Source organism: Roseomonas sp. GC11 (genome assembly GCF_024437745.1).
Classification (GTDB): Bacteria; Pseudomonadota; Alphaproteobacteria; order Acetobacterales; family Acetobacteraceae; genus Pseudoroseomonas.
This window is the reverse complement of sequence record NZ_JANFNY010000006.1, coordinates 41,832-58,503: the sequence shown is the minus strand read 5'-3', so window position 1 is coordinate 58,503 and position 16,672 is coordinate 41,832. Positions and strand designations below refer to the sequence as shown.

At 73.3% G+C, this 16,672-nt stretch carries 14 protein-coding genes; 8 read left to right on the top strand and 6 right to left on the bottom strand.

The window, feature by feature from the left end:
• The first annotated feature begins 82 nt into the window (after positions 1 to 82).
• Both NON00_RS03440 and NON00_RS03435 read left to right on the top strand, forming a co-directional pair.
• Complete coding sequence (locus tag NON00_RS03440) at positions 83 to 2,260, top strand: TonB-dependent siderophore receptor (RefSeq protein ID WP_256017683.1); 2,178 nt, start codon at positions 83 to 85, stop codon at positions 2,258 to 2,260.
• Positions 2,254 to 3,165, top strand: a complete 912-nt coding sequence (locus NON00_RS03435) for an alpha/beta hydrolase-fold protein (RefSeq protein WP_256017682.1) — start codon at positions 2,254 to 2,256, stop codon at positions 3,163 to 3,165. Before NON00_RS03440 ends, NON00_RS03435 begins: the two co-directional genes overlap by 7 nt.
• A 186-nt stretch (positions 3,166 to 3,351) precedes the next feature.
• On the opposite strand, the gene NON00_RS03430 is transcribed toward NON00_RS03435, so the two are convergent.
• The 4 genes from NON00_RS03430 to NON00_RS03415 form a co-directional block, all read right to left on the bottom strand.
• Positions 3,352 to 3,777, bottom strand: coding sequence for a hypothetical protein (locus NON00_RS03430; RefSeq protein ID WP_256017681.1), 426 nt, complete (start codon positions 3,775 to 3,777; stop codon positions 3,352 to 3,354).
• Positions 3,774 to 5,069: an AmpG family muropeptide MFS transporter gene (locus NON00_RS03425; protein ID WP_256017680.1), complete on the bottom strand. Its 1,296-nt coding sequence runs from the start codon at positions 5,067 to 5,069 to the stop codon at positions 3,774 to 3,776. Before NON00_RS03425 ends, NON00_RS03430 begins: the two co-directional genes overlap by 4 nt.
• Before the next feature lie 85 nt (positions 5,070 to 5,154).
• On the bottom strand, positions 5,155 to 7,527 hold the full coding sequence (locus NON00_RS03420) for a sensor histidine kinase (RefSeq protein WP_256017679.1): 2,373 nt from the start codon (positions 7,525 to 7,527) through the stop codon (positions 5,155 to 5,157).
• Between the two features lie 85 nt (positions 7,528 to 7,612).
• On the bottom strand, positions 7,613 to 9,142 hold the full coding sequence (locus tag NON00_RS03415; protein ID WP_256017678.1) for an aldehyde dehydrogenase family protein: 1,530 nt from the start codon (positions 9,140 to 9,142) through the stop codon (positions 7,613 to 7,615).
• A 374-nt stretch (positions 9,143 to 9,516) separates the two neighbouring features.
• Between NON00_RS03415 and NON00_RS03410 the strand changes: the two genes are divergently transcribed.
• Positions 9,517 to 10,635 carry an alpha/beta hydrolase gene (locus NON00_RS03410; protein WP_256017677.1) on the top strand — a complete coding sequence of 373 codons (1,119 nt, stop codon included), beginning with the start codon at positions 9,517 to 9,519 and terminating at the stop codon, positions 10,633 to 10,635.
• A gap of 150 nt (positions 10,636 to 10,785) precedes the next feature.
• Here the strand turns inward: NON00_RS03410 and NON00_RS03405 are convergent, their stop codons facing one another.
• Together NON00_RS03405 and hemB are read right to left on the bottom strand one after the other, a co-directional pair.
• Positions 10,786 to 11,121: a twin-arginine translocation signal domain-containing protein gene (locus NON00_RS03405; RefSeq protein WP_256017676.1), complete on the bottom strand. Its 336-nt coding sequence runs from the start codon at positions 11,119 to 11,121 to the stop codon at positions 10,786 to 10,788.
• Between the two features lie 180 nt (positions 11,122 to 11,301).
• Complete coding sequence (gene hemB, locus NON00_RS03400; RefSeq protein WP_256017675.1) at positions 11,302 to 12,303, bottom strand: porphobilinogen synthase; 1,002 nt, start codon at positions 12,301 to 12,303, stop codon at positions 11,302 to 11,304.
• A gap of 244 nt (positions 12,304 to 12,547) precedes the next feature.
• Between hemB and rpiB the strand changes: the two genes are divergently transcribed.
• From rpiB to ribD, 5 genes are read left to right on the top strand one after another with little or no spacing between them, the layout of a single operon-like run.
• Positions 12,548 to 13,039 (top strand): ribose 5-phosphate isomerase B, encoded by a 492-nt coding sequence (gene rpiB, locus NON00_RS03395; protein WP_256017674.1) that lies wholly within the window; start codon positions 12,548 to 12,550, stop codon positions 13,037 to 13,039.
• A gap of 4 nt (positions 13,040 to 13,043) precedes the next feature.
• On the top strand, positions 13,044 to 14,345 hold the full coding sequence (glyA, locus tag NON00_RS03390; RefSeq protein WP_256017673.1) for a serine hydroxymethyltransferase: 1,302 nt from the start codon (positions 13,044 to 13,046) through the stop codon (positions 14,343 to 14,345).
• Between the two features lie 24 nt (positions 14,346 to 14,369).
• Entirely contained in the window at positions 14,370 to 14,840 is a 471-nt protein-coding gene (nrdR, locus tag NON00_RS03385) for a transcriptional regulator NrdR (RefSeq protein WP_256017672.1), read from the top strand.
• Positions 14,841 to 14,847: 7 nt separating this feature from the next.
• The gene (locus NON00_RS03380; RefSeq protein ID WP_256017671.1) at positions 14,848 to 15,501 is read left to right on the top strand and encodes a GNAT family N-acetyltransferase; all 654 of its coding nucleotides are present in this window, start codon (positions 14,848 to 14,850) and stop codon (positions 15,499 to 15,501) included.
• Complete coding sequence (gene ribD, locus NON00_RS03375) at positions 15,501 to 16,670, top strand: bifunctional diaminohydroxyphosphoribosylaminopyrimidine deaminase/5-amino-6-(5-phosphoribosylamino)uracil reductase RibD (protein ID WP_256017669.1); 1,170 nt, start codon at positions 15,501 to 15,503, stop codon at positions 16,668 to 16,670. The genes NON00_RS03380 and ribD overlap by 1 nt, the downstream gene beginning before the upstream one ends.
• Positions 16,671 to 16,672: the final 2 nt, after the last annotated feature.

The following is a 16,672-nucleotide window of genomic DNA, read 5'->3' as shown; positions in this document are numbered from 1 at the left end:
GGATTGCGGGTGATAATGATTCTCATTATTGCGGGCGGTGGCGGATTGTTCCGCGCCTCCCCCCGCGATGGAGAACCATGCCATGCTCCGCACCCTTCCGGCTCGCCGGGCCCTCCTGCTCGCCGGCGTGGCCCTGGCGGCCCTCGGCGCCGCCGCCCCGGCGCGCGCCCAGGATGCCGCCGCCACCGAATTGCCGGAAGTGCAGGTCCAGGGCACGGCCTGGAAGGCATGGCAGCCGATCCGTGGCTATGTCGCGCCGCTGACCACCACCGGCACCAAGACCGACACGCCGCTGATCGAGGCGCCGCAATCGCTGGGCGTCGTCACCCGCGACCAGATGGACGACCAGGGCGCCACCACCGTCTCCCAGGCGCTGCGCTACACCGCCGGCGTGCAGGGCGAGGTGCGGCCGGGCGTGCGCTATGACAGCGTCTATGTCCGCGGCTTCGGCGGCCAGGGCACCGATGCGGCCTATGTCAACTATCTCGACGGGCTGCGCCAGCAGCGCGGCATTTCCTACGCCGTGCCCAATGTGGACCCCTGGCTGCTGGAGCGCATCGAGGTGCTGCGCGGCCCCGCCTCCGTCCTCTATGGCCAGAGCGGCTCGGGCGGCATCGTCAACCTCGTCAGCCGCCGCCCCACCGAGGAGACGATCCACGAGGTGCGGCTGGAGGCGGGCAGCCACGGGCTGGCGCAGACCGCCTTCGACCTCGGCGGCAAGGTCACCGAGGATGGCACCTTCCTCTACCGCCTGAGCGGCATCGCCCGCACCGCCGGCAGCCAGGTGGACTATAATGACGAGCAGCGCATCGCCATCGCCCCGGCCCTGACCTGGCGGCCGGACAAGGAGACGACGCTCACCATCCTGGCCAACTACCAGTACGACCCGGATAGCGGCTTCTACGGCTTCGTCCCCGCCAGCGGCACGGTGCTGGCCAACCGCAACGGCCAGCTGCATTCCAACTTCTTCAGCGGCGACCCCAACTGGAACCATTTCGAGCGCCGGCAGGCCTCCATCGGCTACCAGTTCGAGCGCCAGCTGGACGATGTCTGGACCTTCCGCCAGAATTTCCGCTACCAGCATATCGACAGCGAGTTCCGCGGCATCTCCATCCGCAGCATCTCCGCCGATGGCAGGACGCTGGCGCGCGCCGCCGCCCTCTCCATCGAGCATGTCGACAGCTTCGCCCTCGACAACCAGGCGCAGGCGGTCTTCCGCACCGGCGGGCTGGAGCATGTCGTCCTCGGCGGGCTCGACTACAGCCGCGCCTCCGCCAAGCGCCGGCTGGGGCAGGCCAATGTCAGTTCGCTGAGCATGTTCAGCCCGGCCTATGGCATCACCGTCCCCACCATCAACGCCGCGCTGACCACGCAGATCCAGGACCAGCTCGGCACCTACCTGCAGGACCAGATGGCCTATGGCCGCTGGCATTTCACCCTCGGCATCCGCCAGGACTTCGCCAGCAGCGAGACGGTGACGCGCAGCAGCGGCACCCATACCAGCCAGTTCGACACCGCCACCACCTGGCGGGCGGGCGCGCTCTACCGCTTCGACAATGGCCTGGCGCCCTATGCCAGCTACGCCACCTCCTTCCTGCCCAACAGCGGCACCTATTCCCCGGCGCGCGGCGGCACGCCCTTCGACCCCACCACGGGGCAGATGTACGAGGTGGGCGTGAAGTTCCAGCCGGATGGCTATGACAGCTTCATCCAGCTCGCCGGCTTCCAGATCACCCAGCAGAATGTCCTGACCACCGACCCCAACAACACCAGCTACTCGATCGAGACGGGCGAGATCCGCTCGCGCGGCATCGAGCTGGAGGGGCGCGCGACGATCAGCCGCAACCTCGACCTGATCGGCACCTACACCTACACCAACGCGGTGATCACCAGCTCCGCCGTGGCGGGGGTGACGGGCAATCAGGCGCCGGTGGTGCCCAAGCACATGGCCTCGGCCTGGGCCAATTACCGCTTCCGCGAGGGGGCGCTGGCCGGGCTCGGCGTCGGCGGTGGCGTGCGCTACCTCGGCACCAGCATGGGCGACCAGGCGAACAGCTTCCACGTTCCCGCCGCCACCCTCTATGATGCTTCCATCCGCTACGATCTGAGCCGCTTCGGCGGCCCCCTCGAAGGTGTGGAAGCGACGCTGAACGTGACCAACCTGTTCGACAAGGAATACGTCTCCTCCTGCTCCTCCACCACGGCCTGCTTCTTCGGGCTGCGGCGGATGGTGCTGGGCGGCATCCGCTACACGTGGTGAGGCGCCGCGCGCTGCTCGGCGCCGCGCTCGGCGCCGGGCTGTGCGGCCGCGGGCTGGCCACGCCCGCCCCGGAAGCCGGGCTGCGGGAGATGGGGCCCATTCCCGGCCTGCCGCGCAGCGCGCTCTGGTCCTGGCGCAGCCCGCGCCAGCCGGAGGCGCATCACCGCATCCAGCTCGCCTGGCCGGAGGGGCCACCGCCCTCCGCGGGTTGGCCGCTGGTCTTCCTGCTCGACGGGCCGGCCACCTTCCCCCTGGCGGTCGAGGCCCTGCGCCAGCCGGCGGGCGGGCGGCCGGGCCCGGCGGTGCTGGCCGGCCTCGGCTACCCGGAGGAGCCGCCGCGCGACCCCGGCGGGCGGAACCGCGACTACACGCCCCCCGCCGCCGATGCGCCGCACGGCTTCGGCGGGGCGGAGCTTTTCCTGGACGTGCTGCGCCACGAGATCCAGCCCGCCATCGCCCGCCGCCATCCGGTCGATGCCGGGCGGCTGGCCATGCTGGGCCATTCCTATGGCGGGCTCTGCGTGCTCTACGCCTTTTTCAGCCGGCCGGACTGGCTCTGGGCGGGGGTGGCGGCCAGCCCCTCCATCTGGTGGAACCAGGGGACGCTGCTGCGCACGGCGGAACCTTTCCTGGCCGCGCCGCCGCCCGGCACCCGCCATCGCCGCCTGTTTCTCTGCGCCGGCAGCGAGGAGGAACCCCCCCTCGACCGCCCGGGCCTGACGCCCGAGCGCCGCGCCCGCCTGGCGCAGAACCGCATGGTCAGCCGCGCGCAGGAGATGACCGGGCGCCTCGCCGCCCTGGGGGAGGAGGCGCCGGACCTCGCCTTCCGCGTCTTCGAGGGGGAGACGCATGGCTCCGTGGTGGCCCCCGCGACGCGGGAGGGGATGCGCTTCCTGCTCGGTTGAGCCTTGAGGGGGCTTTGCCCCCTCAAACTCCCCCCATTCTTTCCCCTGGGCAGGGGATAGGATCCCCTGCACCCGCCTTCAGTTGGAAACCAACGGATGGGTTTCCAAAGGCCTCAGGCCTTTGGTGGCTGCGCGGCACTGCCGCGCAGGTGCAGAGAGGGGCAAAGCCCCTCTCATGGCCTTCCCTTACTGCCCGTGGCTGGCGCGCAGCTGGGCCAGGGTCTCGCGCAGGGCCGCATGGGCGGTGGCGACCTCGCGCCGCAGCAGGAAGCCGCGCAGCTTCACATGGGCCTCGGGCGCCTCGGCGCCGCCCTCGGCCAGGGCGGTGGCCGCCAGGAGAAAACCCTGCATCGCCTCGGGCGAGGGGGTGGCGCCCTTGGCCCCGGCCTCGTCGATCTTCACCATCAGGTCGCTGAAGGCGCGCAGCCAGGCGAAGGCCGGGTCATGCATCACCGCCTGGAGCAGCGCATAGGGGTTCTGCGCCGCCGGGTGGCCGATGGCCTGGGCGTTCAGCAGGGTGCGGTGCAGCCCCGCCAGGGCGGCGGCCAGCTGCCTGTGCGGGGCCTGGGCAGCGGGGGCGCGGCGCGGCGCGGGGGAGGAGGGCATCGTCATTCTTTCGGGCCTCGGGCGTCGGCCGGCGCCGGCGGCAGCCGGGCCAGCAGGTAGAGCATGATCCCCATGGCCGGCAGGGCGGCGGCGGTGGTCAGCAGGAAGAAGTCGGGCCAGCCCAGCGCCTCGGCCAGCGTGCCGGAGGCGCCGCCGATGGTGCGCAGCGGCACCGCCGCCAGCGAGGAGAGCAGCGCATACTGCGTCGCCGTGAAGGCCCGGCGGGTGAGGCTGGAGAGGTAGGTGACGAAGGCGGCATCCGCCAGCCCGTCCGTCGCGTTCTCGATGCCGACCTGGAGCCAGAGCATGGGCACGTCATGCCCGGCCTGGGCGAGGGCGACATACATCAGGTTGGAGAGCATCTGCCCCAGCCCGGTGATGACCAGGGCGCGCGCCGTGCCGATGCGCGCCACCAGCCAGCCCCCGGCCAGCGCGCCGAGCAGCGTGGCGAAGAGGCCGAAGACGCCGACGACCTGCGCCACCTCGGCGCGGCTGAAGCCCAGCTCGCGGTAGAAGGGTGCCGGCATCACCCCGGCCATGGCCTCGCCCAGCTTGAACAGGGCGATGAAGAGCAGGATGCCGAGCCAGTAGGGCCGCCGCATGAAATCGGCGAAGGGGTCCACCACCGCCGCGCGCAGCCGGGCGGACCAGCCGGTGGGCGCCAGGGGCGCCATGGCGGGCGCCGCCGGCTCCCGCCCCGCCAGGGTGGCGGCGAGGCCCACGCCGATCAGCGCCGCGCAATAGGCGAAGGTCGCCGTCCAGCCGGCATATTCGGCGACGGTCAGCCCGCCGCCGCTGGCCGCCAGCATCGCGCCGCGATAGCCCCAGACGTAATAGGCGAGGCCGAGCCCCTGTTCCTGCTCCTCCAGCAATTCGATGCGGTAGGCGTCGATGACGATATCCTGGCTGGCGGAGAGGAAGGCGACCAGGATGGCGACGGCCACGGTGGCCTCGGGCGCCACCGCCGGGTTGGTGAGGCCCATCGCCAGGATGGCCAGGGCGAGCGGCGGCTGGATGCTGGCCAGCCAGCCGCGCCGCCGCCCGAGCCGCCGGAAGAAGGGCGGCGCCGCGTGGTCGATCAGCGGCGACCACAGGAATTTCAGCGAATAGGACAGGCCGATCATCGTCGTCATGCCGATGGCGGTGAGCGAGAGGCCGGATTCGGACATCCATTGCCGCAGCACGAAGGCGGTGAGCGGCAGCGGCACCCCGGCGGAGAAGCCGAGGGCCAGCATGATCAGGAAGCGGCGGTCGTTGAGCGCGATCGCGGGGAGGAGGCGGGCGAGGAGACGGGGCATGGGCCGCCAAACTGCCACGCCGCGCGCCGCTTTTGAACCGGGGGCCGCCCAGGCAGGAGAGAGCCCAGGCGGGGGTGGCCCTGCCTCAGGCCTGGGCCGGGCGGGCCAGGGCGGCGGCGATGGCGGCGGAGATCTCCCCCCGGCCGCAGGGCGGGCGCAGCACGGCGGCGGCCCGGCCGGACAGCGCCTCCGCCGCGCCCGGCCCGGCGATGAAGATGCAGGGCACGCCCCGCTCGGTCAGCCGGTCCGCCAGCGGGAAGAAGGGCTCGGCGGGGCCGGGCACCTCCATCACCGCGGCGGCGATGCCGGCGCTGAGCCAGCCCTGGGCCTCGCCCGGCTCGCGCACGGGGCCGAGCAGCAGCAGCCCGCCCTCCGCCGCCAGGGCCGACATGTCGCGCACCAGGGCGGGGGAGGTGGCCAGCAGCAGCAGGCGGGGTGCTGCGCCCCAGCCGGCCTCACCGCGCGCCATGCCGGTGGCGGGGGACCATCCGCCGCCGATGCCGCCTCCCGGCCCATGGCTTGGCCCCTGTCCGGGCTCCTGTCCGGGCCCCTGGCCGGGCCCATGGCTTGGCCCATGGCTCGGCCAGCCGCCCATCCCGCCGGACGGGCCCGCGGCCGGCCCGGCCCCGCGCGGCGGCAGGCGCAGCGTGACGCGCAGCCCCTCCCGCGGCCATTCCAGCGTCAGCCGCCCGCCCAGCTGCCGCTCCGCCAGCTGCCGCACCAGGCGGCTGCCGAAATTGCGCCGCACCGGCGGCCCCTCCAGCGGCGGGCCGCCGCTCTCCGCCCAGCGCAGCCGCAACCCGCCATCGGGCAGCCCCTCCCAGGCCAGGCAGACCTTCCCCTCCGGCTGGCTCAGCGCGCCATACTTGGCGGCATTGGTGGCCAGCTCGTGCAGCAGCATGGCCAGCGGCTGCACCGCCGTGGCCTCCAGCCGCAGCTCCGGCCCCTCCATCACCACGCGGCCGGCATGGGCGGCCAGCTCGCCCTCCGCCACGGCGCGCAGCGCGGCACCCTCCCACGCCTCCTGCGCCAGCAGGGAATGGGCGCGCGCCATGGCGGCCAGCCGCCCCTCGGCGGTGGCGGCGAACAGCTCCGGCGTCACGTCGCGCGGGGCCAGCCGCACCAGCGACAGCGCCACCGCCAGCGCGTTCTTGGCGCGGTGGTCCACCTCCCGCATCAGCAGGGCCTGGCGCGCCTCGCTCTCCCGCTTGGCCCCGGCGCGCTGGTGCAGGGCCTGGCCCACCCGGTGCAGGCTGGCCCGCGCCTCCGCCACCTCCCGCACCATCGCCGCCGGGCGCGGGCGGGGCGGCGCCTCGGAGAGGGCGACGGCCGCGGCATCGCGCCCCAGCCCTTCCACCTCCCGCCCCAGGCGGCGGCCGAGCACCAGCGCCGCCAGCGCGGCGAGGCCGAGCGCCAGCACCCCCGCCGCCGCCGCCAGCGCCAGGGTGCGCCATCGCGGCCCGTCCACGCTGGCGGCCGGGGCGGCATAGGCCAGGGCCCAGGGCACCTGCTCCAGGCGGCGCAGCGCGGCATAGCTGGCGCCCGTCGGCGCCTCGGGCATGAACAGCACCGCCTCGCGCCGCTCCGGCTCGCCCTGGAACGCGCGCACCGGCGCTGGCGCCGGCAGGGCCAGCCACGCCGCCGTGTCGCTGGAGCGGGCGAGGATGATGCCGCCCCGGTCCACCACCGTGGCATGCCAGCCGGGGGGCGGGCGGTGCTCCTCCAGGATGGCGGTGATGCGCTCCGGCCACAGCGCGGCGATCAGCAGCGCCACCGGCCGCCCCTCGCGCTCGATCGGCAGGGTGATGGCGAAGCGCCAGGGCTGGTCCTGGTTGTTGCGGTAGAGGTCGGAGACGCGCGCCCGCCCGCCATGAATCATTTCCAGCCACACCGTCTTCGCGTCCGGCAGCGGCAGGCCGGGGCGCGGCGGATGTTCTATCCGCGTCGGCAGGGTGCGGCGCATGCCGGGCGGGCCGAAGGTGCTCATCACCTGTTCCAGCGGCTCCCCCGCCGGGCCCAGGCGGATCAGCGCGAAATTGCGCATCGCCCCGGGCGGGCGCTCGGCCATGGCGCTGGCGCGGGCTTGGAAGGCCGCCCCCTCCTCCTCCGGCGCACCCGGCTCCAGCAGCGCGTCGAGGCCGGGCATGCCGGCCAGGGCCTCCAGCGTCACCATGCCGGTGCGCAGCTCGCGGTCGATGGCGATCTGCAGCGCATGGGCCGTCTGCGCCATGCCGCGCAGCACCTCGGCACGCTGGGCCTGCGCCGTCCACAGCGCCAGCGCGCCGGAGAGCAGCACCAGCGGCAGGAGGGCCACCACCACCAGCCGCAGCAGGTGGATGCGGAAGCGCGGGGCGGGGCGTGGCTCGTGCGGGGCCGGCAATGCGGCGGGAGGCAGCACGGAGGGGGCCGCGTGCGGCGCGGCCGCCGCGCGCCCCATGCTGCCCGGGCCTGCCCTCATCCGTGACTGTGCCTCCGCCTCCAGGCCGGCGGGGCGGCCGCGCGCGGGCCGCCCCCCGGAAAACGGACCGGTTCGATTCCCGGCCTCAGGCCATGTTTACCATGATTGTCTTTTTATGGGTGAAATGTTCCAGCATGGATTCAAGGCTGGCTTCCTTGCCAAGCCCCGAATTCTTCACCCCGCCATAGGAGAGGTTGGGCTGCACCACGAGGTTCTGGTTCACCTGCACCAGCCCGGCCTCGATGCGGTGGGCGAAGGTGAGGGCGATCTTCAGGTTGTTGGTCCAGACGCTGGCGGCGAGGCCGAATTCGGTGTCGTTCGCCTCCGCCAGCACGGCCTCCGCGTCGTCGAAGGGGAAGACGCAGGTGACGGGGCCGAAGATCTCCTCGCGCACCAGCCGGCTCTCCTTCGTCAGCCCGGTGAAGATGTGCGGCTGGATGAACAGCCCCTTCCGCAGTGCCGGGTCGGCCGGCAGGGCGGAGCAGGCGCGGCCCTCGGCGCCGGCCGTCGCGCGGCCCTCGGCGATGAAGGCGCGCACCTTCTCGAACTGGCCGGGGGAGATGATGGTGCCGATATCGGTCTTCTCATCCAGCGGGTCGCCCATCACCAGGGCGTCCACGCGCTTCGCCATCTCGGCCACGAATGCCTCGAAGATCGGGCGCTCGACGAAGATGCGGCTGGCGGCGGTGCAGCTCTGCCCCTGGCGGGTGAAGCGCATCGAGGTCAGCGCGCCCTGCACCGTCTTCTCGAAATCGCAGTCGGCGAAGACGATCATCGGCGACTTGCCGCCGAGTTCGAGCGTGACGGGGATGAGCTTGTCCGCCGCCGTGCGGGCGATGATCTTGCCGGTCTCGACGCTGCCGGTGAAGGTCACCTTCCGCACCAGCGGGTGGGCGACGAGCGGCGCGCCGCATTCCGGCCCCTGGCCGGAGAGCAGGTTGAAGACGCCGGGCGGCAGCACGCGGTTCATCAGCTCGGCGATGCGCAGCACGGCCAGCGGCGCCTCCTCGGCCGACTTCACCACCACGCTGTTGCCGGCGACCAGGGCGGGCGCCACCTTCAGCGCCAGCAGCATCATCGGGATGTTCCACGGGATGATGGCGCCGACGACGCCGAGCGGCTCGCGCACGGTGATGTTCAGCACCTCCGGGCCGAAGGGCACGCTCTCGCCCTTCAGCTCGCCGCCGAGGCCGGCGAAGAAGTCGAAGATGTCGGCGACGTTGTTGGCCTCCACACGGCTTTCCGTGCGCAGCGCCTTGCCGGTCTCGAGGGCCACGAGGCGGGCGAGCTCCTCGACATGGGTGCGGATCAGCGCCGCGGCCTGCGCCACCAGCGCGCCGCGCCTGCGCGCCGGCACCTTCGCCCAGGCCTTCTGGGCGGTGGCGGCCTCGCTGACGGCGGCCTCGACATCGGCGGCGTCGCCATCGGCGGCCTCGGCCACCACCGCGCCGGTGGCGGGGTTCACCACGGGGAAGACCTTGCCCGCGCGCGCCGGCACCAGCCGGCCGCCGATCAGATGCGCGCCGGAGAGCGCCCGCGCCAGGGCGAAGGGATCCAGGCAGGGCGCCTCAGGGGGTGCCTCAGGAAGGGTGGTGGTGGCCGGATGGTCGAGCATGGGTCTTCTCCCGCAGCGGGCGATCGGGCTGGCGATCAGGGGGCGCGACCATGCGATGCGGGCGGCCCGGCGGCAACCCTTCCTCTCCGGTCCTGCTGCGGGGCGCTGCTCACCGCCGATACCGTCCGCCGCATGGTCCGCCACTCCAGGGTGGAACGCGCCGAATTCGCCGGCTGCGGCCAGGCCCCGGCGCGGGGGTGGGGCGCGTTTCTCGGCCAGGGGCTCCGCCCCTGACCCCGCCGGGGGGACAGGGTCCCCCCGGACCCCGCCTTCCGTGGGCGCCTCCCGCCCCCGGGCGCGCAACCGGCAAGGCGAAGTCCGTGTTTCCCCGGCGCCGCCCGCCGCTGATGGCGGGCCCTGGAGGAGATGCCGCCATGCTGTCCATGTCCCGCCGCGCCGGCCTGATGCTGCTGCCCGGCCTGCTGGCCGCCTGCGCCACCGCGCCCGAGCCCCTGCCGCCCGCCGACCCGACCGGCCGCGCGGACCCGGAGATGCGCGCCCTGCTGGAGAGCCTCCAGGCGCTGAACCCGCGGCCGGTCGAGACGCTGCGGCCGGAGGAGGCGCGGTTGCAGCCCACCCTGGCCGATGCGGTGGCGCAGCGGCAGCGCGCGCTGGGCCGCCCGGCCCTGCCGCGCCCGCTGCCGCTGGTGCGGGATATCGAGATCCCCGGCCTGGGCGGCCCGCTGCCGGCGCGGCTCTACAGCCCGGTGCCGCCGCTGCGCGCCGGCGACGCGCCGCGCCCGCTGCTGCCGCTGATCGTCTACTACCACGGCGGCGGCTTCGTGATCGGCTCGCTCGATGCCTATGACGCCTCCGCCCGCGCCCTGGCGGCCGAGGCGCAGGCCATGGTGCTGTCCGTGCATTACCGCCAGGCGCCCGAGGCGCGCTTCCCCGCCGCGCACCAGGATGCCTATGCGGCCTATGTCTGGGCCTTGCAGAACGCCGCGCAGTTCGGCGCCGACCTCACCCGCGTGGCGGTGGTGGGGGAGAGCGCGGGCGGCAATCTGGCGATCAACGTCGCCATGGCGGCGCGTGAGGGCCGCACGCCGCTGCCGGTGGCCATGGGGCTGATCTACCCGCTGGCGGGGACGGACATGTCCACCCCCTCCTACCAGCAGAACGCCATGGCGAGGCCGCTGAACGCCGCCATGATGCAGTGGTTCCTGCGCCATGCCACCGTGCTGCCGGGCGAACTCCAGGACCCGCGCCTGAATGTCTATGGCCGGGCCGATCTGCGCGGCCTGCCCAAGGCCATCCTCATCACCGCCGAGATCGACCCGCTGCGCAGCGATGGCCTGCTGCTCGCCGGGCGCCTGCAACAGAGCGGCGTGCAGGTGGTGGGGCAGGATTTCCCGGGCGTGACCCATGAATTCTTCGGCGTGGACCCGCTGGTCCTGCCCAAGGCCGGCGCGGCGCAGCGCTTCATGGCCGGCGAACTGCGCTCCGCCTTCGCCCTCCCGGCCCCCGCCCTCATCCCCCCCTCCCGCCCCTGATTCTTCTGTCAGCTGCCGGTCAGGGCCGGGACGAGAGGGGCGGCACTCAGGCGGGGCGCTCCGGCCCAGGGGGAGGGGCGCCCTGGCCACCGCCGCGCGGGGAGAGGGTTGCGTCCCGCCTCTCCACCCGACGGCGGCAGCCCGAAAAAATTAACGCCAGTGGCCGGGGAGCCAGGTCCAGCCGCCGTTGCCCCAGACCCAGCGGCCATGGATCCATTCGGCACCGCGCTCGGGGCGGGGGATCCAGCGGCCGCCGACCCAGGCATATTCGCGCCCGTCCCAGTGCCAGTGGCCGGGCTGCCAGACGAAGCGCTCCGGATAGGGTGGCGGTGGCGGGCGGACCTCGCTGCGCAGCTCGGGGATGGGCGGGTAGGGGGCAGGGCGCGGCCCGGGCGGATAGGGCGGCGGCGGCATGGGCTGCGCGCAGGCCGCGGTGGCCGTCAGGCTGGCCAGGGCCAGCCCCTTGAGGAAGGAGCGGCGGATCATCGGGGCATTTTCTCCGTCAGGGCCGCGCCGGTCGGCGGGGCACAGGAGGGAGAGCTAGGCGGGTGCGGCGCCGGGTTCCAGTGAACGGCGGATGAGTTCGCCGCAAGGTAAGGGGGCGGGCGCCCCCTCTCTTGCCCCGTCCTCCCTTGCCCCGCCCTTTCTTGTCCCGTCCGGCCCGGCTCAGCCCTGGCGCAGCCGCCGCGCGGCCTCGACGGCGAAATAGGTCAGCACGCCATCGGCCCCGGCGCGTTTGAAGGCCAGCAGGCTTTCCAGCATCGCCTTGTCATGGTCCAGCCAGCCATTGCGGACGGCGGCCATGATCATCGCGTATTCGCCGCTCACCTGATAGGCGAAGGTGGGCACGGCGAAGCGGTCCTTCACCCGGCGCACGATGTCGAGATAGGGCATGCCGGGCTTGACCATCACCATGTCCGCGCCCTCGGCGAGGTCGAGCGCCACCTCGCGCAGCGCCTCGTCGGAATTGGCCGGGTCCATCTGGTAGGTCTTCTTGTCCCCCTTCAGCGCGCCGCCGGAGCCGAGCGCGTCGCGGAAGGGGCCGTAGAAGGCGGAGGCGTATTTCGCCGCGTAGGACATGATGCGGGTATGGATCAGCCCGCGCGCGTCGAGGGCGGCGCGGATGGCGCCGACGCGGCCATCCATCATGTCCGAGGGGGCGATGATGTCGATGCCGGCTTCCGCCTGGTTGACGGCCTGGGCCACCAGCACGGCCACCGACTCGTCATTGGCGACATAGCCATCGCGGATCACCCCGTCATGGCCGTGGTCGGTATAGGGGTCGAGGGCGACATCGCCGACGAGGCCCGTCTCCGGGAATTCGCGCTTCAGCAGGCGGGTGGCGCGGCAGATCAGGTTGTCGGGGTTCTTCGCCTCGCTGCCCTCGGCGTCCTTGAGCCCGGCCGGGGTGGCGGGGAAGAGGGCGATGGCCGGGATGCCAAGCTCCACCGCCGGGGCGACATGGGCGGCCAGCCGGTCGAGGGTGACGCGGTGGGCGCCGGGCATGGAGGCCACCTCCGTCACCTGCCCCTCGCCCTCGATGAGGAAGATCGGCCAGATCAGGTCGTCCACCGAGAGGCGGTTTTCCGCCACCATGCGGCGCGTCCAGGCGTCGTGGCGGTTGCGGCGCAGGCGGGTGGCGGGGAAGGACCCCGGCATGTCGGTCATTCTTTGAGGCTCCCGGGGGCACGCTGGCGTGTGACAGGAAAGGCCGGGGAATGAATTCCCCGGACCCCTTCTTTTTCTTTTATCAGAGAAAAAAAAGAAGGGGGTCCAGGGGGAATTCATTCCCCCTGGCCTTGATCCTCTCCTGGCTTTCCCCCTGGCCTTCCCTGCCGCACATGCCGGGGTTGCGCCCCAGGGTTGGGGGTTCGAGTTTTCCCGATCAACAAGACGTGGTAACGGGGCCGCCATGAACCCGGCCGAGACCCCCATCGCCCTCGGCGCCGACCATGCCGGCGCCGCCCTGAAGGACAGCCTGCGCGCCGCGCTGGAGGCGGCCGGGCATCCGGTGCTCGATTTTGGCACCCATGGCACGCAGAGCTGCGACTACGCCGATTTCGCCCATCCGGTGGCCGAGGCGGTCACGGGCGGGCAGGCGCGCTTCGGCGTGCTGGTCTGCGGCAGCGGCATCGGCATGAGCATCGCCGCCAACCGGCACCCGGCCATCCGCGCCGTGGTGGTGCACAACACCACCGAGGCCCGGCTGACCCGCGCGCACAATGATGCCAACATTGCCTGCTTCGGCGCCCGCACGATCGGGCACGAGGTGGTGCTGGATGCGCTTTCCGCTTTCCTCACCACCCCTTATGAAGGCGGCCGCCACGACCGGCGCATCGCCAAGCTGATGCCCTCGGTCACCTCCGCCGCCCCCTCTGCCTCTGCCCGGCCCCAGGAGGCCTGACGCCATGAACGAGCTCTCCCCCGCGACCCTCGATGGCCGCTTCTTCGGTGCCTCCCTGGCCGAGGCCGATGCCGATATCGCCGCGCTGATCGGCCGTGAGCTGATCCGCCAGCAGGATGGCATCGAGCTGATCGCCTCCGAGAACATCGTCTCCCGCGCCGTGCTGGAGGCCCAGGGCTCGATCCTGACCAACAAGTATGCCGAGGGCCTGCCGGGCAAGCGCTACTATGGCGGCTGCGAGTATGTGGACGAGATCGAGACGCTGGCGATCGAGCGCGCCAGGCAGCTCTTCGGCTGCGGCTACGCCAATGTCCAGCCGCATTCCGGCGCCCAGGCCAACCAGGCCGTGTTCTTCGCCCTGCTCCAGCCGGGCGACACCTTCATGGGCCTCGACCTCGCCGCCGGCGGCCACCTGACGCATGGCTCGCCGGTCAACATGTCTGGCAAGTGGTTCAAGGTCGCCCCCTACACGGTGGACCGCGAGAGCGGCCGCATCGACATGGCCGAGGTCGCCCGCATCGCCCGCGAGAGCCGCCCCAAGCTGATCGTGGCCGGTGGCTCCGCCTATTCCCGCGCCTGGGATTTTTCCAAGTTTCGCGCCATTGCTGATGAGGTCGGCGCGTACTTCATGGTGGACATGGCGCATTTCGCCGGGCTGGTGGCCGGCGGCGCGCATGACAGCCCCTTCCCGCACGCCCATGTGGTGACCACCACCACCCACAAGACGCTGCGCGGCCCGCGCGGCGGCATGATCCTGACCAATGACGAGGCGCTGGCGAAGAAGTTCAACAGCGCCGTCTTCCCCGGCCTGCAGGGCGGCCCGCTGGAGCATGTGATCGCCGCCAAGGCGGTGGCCTTCGGCGAGGCGCTGCGCCCCGAATTCCGCGCCTATGCCAAGGCCGTGGTGGCCAATGCGAAGGCCCTGGCCGAGGAGCTGGTGGCCCAGGGCGCCGGCATCGTCACCGGCGGCACGGACAACCACCTGATGCTGGTCGACCTCCGCCCGCTGAGCCTGACCGGCAAGGCGGCCGAGGCGGCGCTGGGCCGCGCCCATCTGACCTGCAACAAGAACGCCATCCCCTTCGACCCGGCCAAGCCCTTCGTCACTTCCGGCATCCGCCTCGGCACGCCGGCCGGCACCACGCGCGGCCTGGGCGAGGCGGAGTTCCGCCAGATCGGGCGCCTGATCGGCAAGGTGCTGACCGGCCTCTCCCGCGCCAACGACCCCGAGGGCAATGCCGCCATCGAGGCCGAGGTGGGGGCCGAGGTCCTGGCCCTCTGCCAGCGCTTCCCGATCTACCGCTGAGCGGCCGGGGCGGGGGGCCGGGCCATGCGCTGTCCGTTCTGCGGCAGCGAGGACACGCAGGTGAAGGACAGCCGCCCCGCCGATGACGGGGCGGCCATCCGGCGCCGGCGTTCCTGCCCCTCCTGCGGGGCGCGCTTCACCACCTTCGAGCGCGTGACGCTGCGCGAGCTGACGGTGGTGAAGTCCGACCAGCGCCGCGTGCCCTTCGACCGCGACAAGCTCGCCCGCTCCATCCGCATCGCGCTGCGCAAGCGGCCGGTGGACGAGGACCGCATCGAGCGCATCGTCAACGGCATCCAGCGCCGCCTGGAGGCCGAGGGCGAGAGCGAGATCTCCAGCCGCGCCATCGGCGAGATGGTGATGGAGACGTTGAAGGAACTGGACCAGGTGGCGTATGTGCGCTTCGCCTCGGTCTACAGGAATTTCGGGGAGGCGAGCGACTTCCGCGCCTTCCTCGGCTCCCTCGATTTCGGCGACGGCAACGGCAAGGGCTGAACCCGGCATGGTCAAACTGTTTCATCCCGCGGCCCTGGCCGGCGGGGCTTCGGCTGCCGGCATCTCGCTGGGGGCAGGGCTGACGCTGCGCCGCGCGGGCGCCGCCGACCTGCCGGCGCTCGCCGCCGTGGCGGTGGCGGCCTATGCCCAGGGCACGGCGGCGCTGCTGCCGGCCGAGCTGCGCCGCCGCGCCACGGTGGAGCGCTTCACTGCCCTCTTCGCCGCCGCGCTGGCGCAGGGCGGCCCGCTGCTGCTCGCCGAGGGCGCGCAGGGCCCGCTGGGCTGCGCCCTGGCCGAGAAGCCGGAGGCCGGGGCCGATGCGCGGCTCTCCGGCCTCTGGGTCGCGCCGCAGGTGGGGGGGCAGGGCATCGGCTCCACCCTGCTCGCCGCCATGGAGGCGCTGCTGGCCGCCGGGGGCGCGCCCAGCCTGCGCGTGCGGGTGCCGAGCGGGCATCTGCGCGCCCTCGGCCTGTTCCGCCGGCGCGGCTATGCCATGCAGGCGGCCGGGCAGCGCACCGAGCCGGTGCTGCAGGTGACGCTGCCGCACACCGTGCTGGCCAAGGCGCTGCCCCAGCCCGAGCTGCTCCCGTCTGGGCTGCTCCCGTCCGGGCTGCCCCAGCCCGAGCTGCCCGAGCTGCCTCCCTTCGGCGCCGCCGCGTGATGAACGCGCTGCCCGCCCAGGCCCGCCACAGCGTGGAGGACACGGCGCATATGCGCGCCGCCCTGGCGCTGGCGGCGCGCGGGCTGGGCAATACCTGGCCCAACCCCTCGGTGGGCTGCGTCATCGTGGCGGCGGACGGGCAGGTGGTGGGGCGCGGCTGGACCGCCCCCGGCGGCCGCCCGCATGCGGAGACGGAGGCCCTGGCCCGGGCCGGCGCCGCCGCGCGCGGCGCCACCGCCTATGTCACGCTGGAGCCCTGCTGCCACTGGGGCCGCACGCCGCCCTGCGCCGATGCGCTGGTGGCCGCCGGGGTGGCGCGCGTCGTCATCGCCCTGCGCGACCCGGATCCGCGCGTCGATGGCGGCGGCATCGCCCGGCTGCGCGCCGCCGGCATCGCCGTCTCCACCGGGCTGCTGGAGGCGGAGGCGCGGGCGCTGAATGCCGGCTTCCTCAAGCGGCTGACGCGGAACCTGCCGCTGCTGACGCTGAAGCTGGCCACCACGCTGGATGGCCGCATCGCCACCCGCGCCGGCGAGAGCCAGTGGATCACCGGGCCGGAGGCGCGCCGCGCCGCCCATGCCCTGCGCGGCCGGCACGATGCCGTGCTGGTGGGCAGCGGCACGGCGCTGGCCGATGACCCGGACCTCTCCTGCCGCCTCCCCGGCTTCACCCCGGTGCCGACGGTGCGGGTGGTGGCGGATGCCCGGCTGCGCCTGCCCGCCACGGCGCGCATGCTGCGCGCGGGCGGCGGCCCCGTCTGGGTGGCGACGCGCCCGGGCCACCCGGAGGCCCTGCTGGCGCCGCTGCGCGCCGCCGGGGCCGAGATCATCGAGGTTCCCGAGGCGGAGGGCCATCCCGGCCTCGACCCGGCGGCGCTGCTGCGCGCCCTGGCCGCGCGCGGCCTGACGCGCGTGCTGGCCGAGGGCGGCGCGGCGCTGGCGGCGGCGCTGCTGCGTGCCGGGCTGGTGGACCGGCTGGCCTGGTTCCACGCCCCCGGCCTGATCGGCGGCGATGGCAGGCCCGCGCTGGACGCCTTGCCGCTGGAGCTTTTGTCGGCCATGCCCAGATATCGCCGCACCACCCTGGCCACCGCCGGGGCGGACCTGCTGAGCGAGTATGAATCGCTCGCGGACAGCAGGATGAGCGAAAGCGAGATGGGGGCCGCCTGAGC

What these genes read in the sequence shown, in the direction of transcription:
- NON00_RS03440 (WP_256017683.1), top strand. Translation starts at nt 83, where the DNA reads ATGCTCCGCACCCTTCCGGCTCGCCGGGCCCTCCTGCTCGCCGGCGTG.
- NON00_RS03430 (WP_256017681.1), bottom strand. Translation starts at nt 3,777, where the DNA reads ATGACGATGCCCTCCTCCCCCGCGCCGCGCCGCGCCCCCGCTGCCCAG.
- NON00_RS03425 (WP_256017680.1), bottom strand. Translation starts at nt 5,069, where the DNA reads ATGCCCCGTCTCCTCGCCCGCCTCCTCCCCGCGATCGCGCTCAACGAC.
- NON00_RS03420 (WP_256017679.1), bottom strand. Translation starts at nt 7,527, where the DNA reads ATGAGGGCAGGCCCGGGCAGCATGGGGCGCGCGGCGGCCGCGCCGCAC.
- NON00_RS03415 (WP_256017678.1), bottom strand. Translation starts at nt 9,142, where the DNA reads ATGCTCGACCATCCGGCCACCACCACCCTTCCTGAGGCACCCCCTGAG.
- NON00_RS03410 (WP_256017677.1), top strand. Translation starts at nt 9,517, where the DNA reads ATGCTGTCCATGTCCCGCCGCGCCGGCCTGATGCTGCTGCCCGGCCTG.
- NON00_RS03405 (WP_256017676.1), bottom strand. Translation starts at nt 11,121, where the DNA reads ATGATCCGCCGCTCCTTCCTCAAGGGGCTGGCCCTGGCCAGCCTGACG.
- hemB (WP_256017675.1), bottom strand. Translation starts at nt 12,303, where the DNA reads ATGACCGACATGCCGGGGTCCTTCCCCGCCACCCGCCTGCGCCGCAAC.
- rpiB (WP_256017674.1), top strand. Translation starts at nt 12,548, where the DNA reads ATGAACCCGGCCGAGACCCCCATCGCCCTCGGCGCCGACCATGCCGGC.
- glyA (WP_256017673.1), top strand. Translation starts at nt 13,044, where the DNA reads ATGAACGAGCTCTCCCCCGCGACCCTCGATGGCCGCTTCTTCGGTGCC.
- nrdR (WP_256017672.1), top strand. Translation starts at nt 14,370, where the DNA reads ATGCGCTGTCCGTTCTGCGGCAGCGAGGACACGCAGGTGAAGGACAGC.
- NON00_RS03380 (WP_256017671.1), top strand. Translation starts at nt 14,848, where the DNA reads ATGGTCAAACTGTTTCATCCCGCGGCCCTGGCCGGCGGGGCTTCGGCT.
- ribD (WP_256017669.1), top strand. Translation starts at nt 15,501, where the DNA reads ATGAACGCGCTGCCCGCCCAGGCCCGCCACAGCGTGGAGGACACGGCG.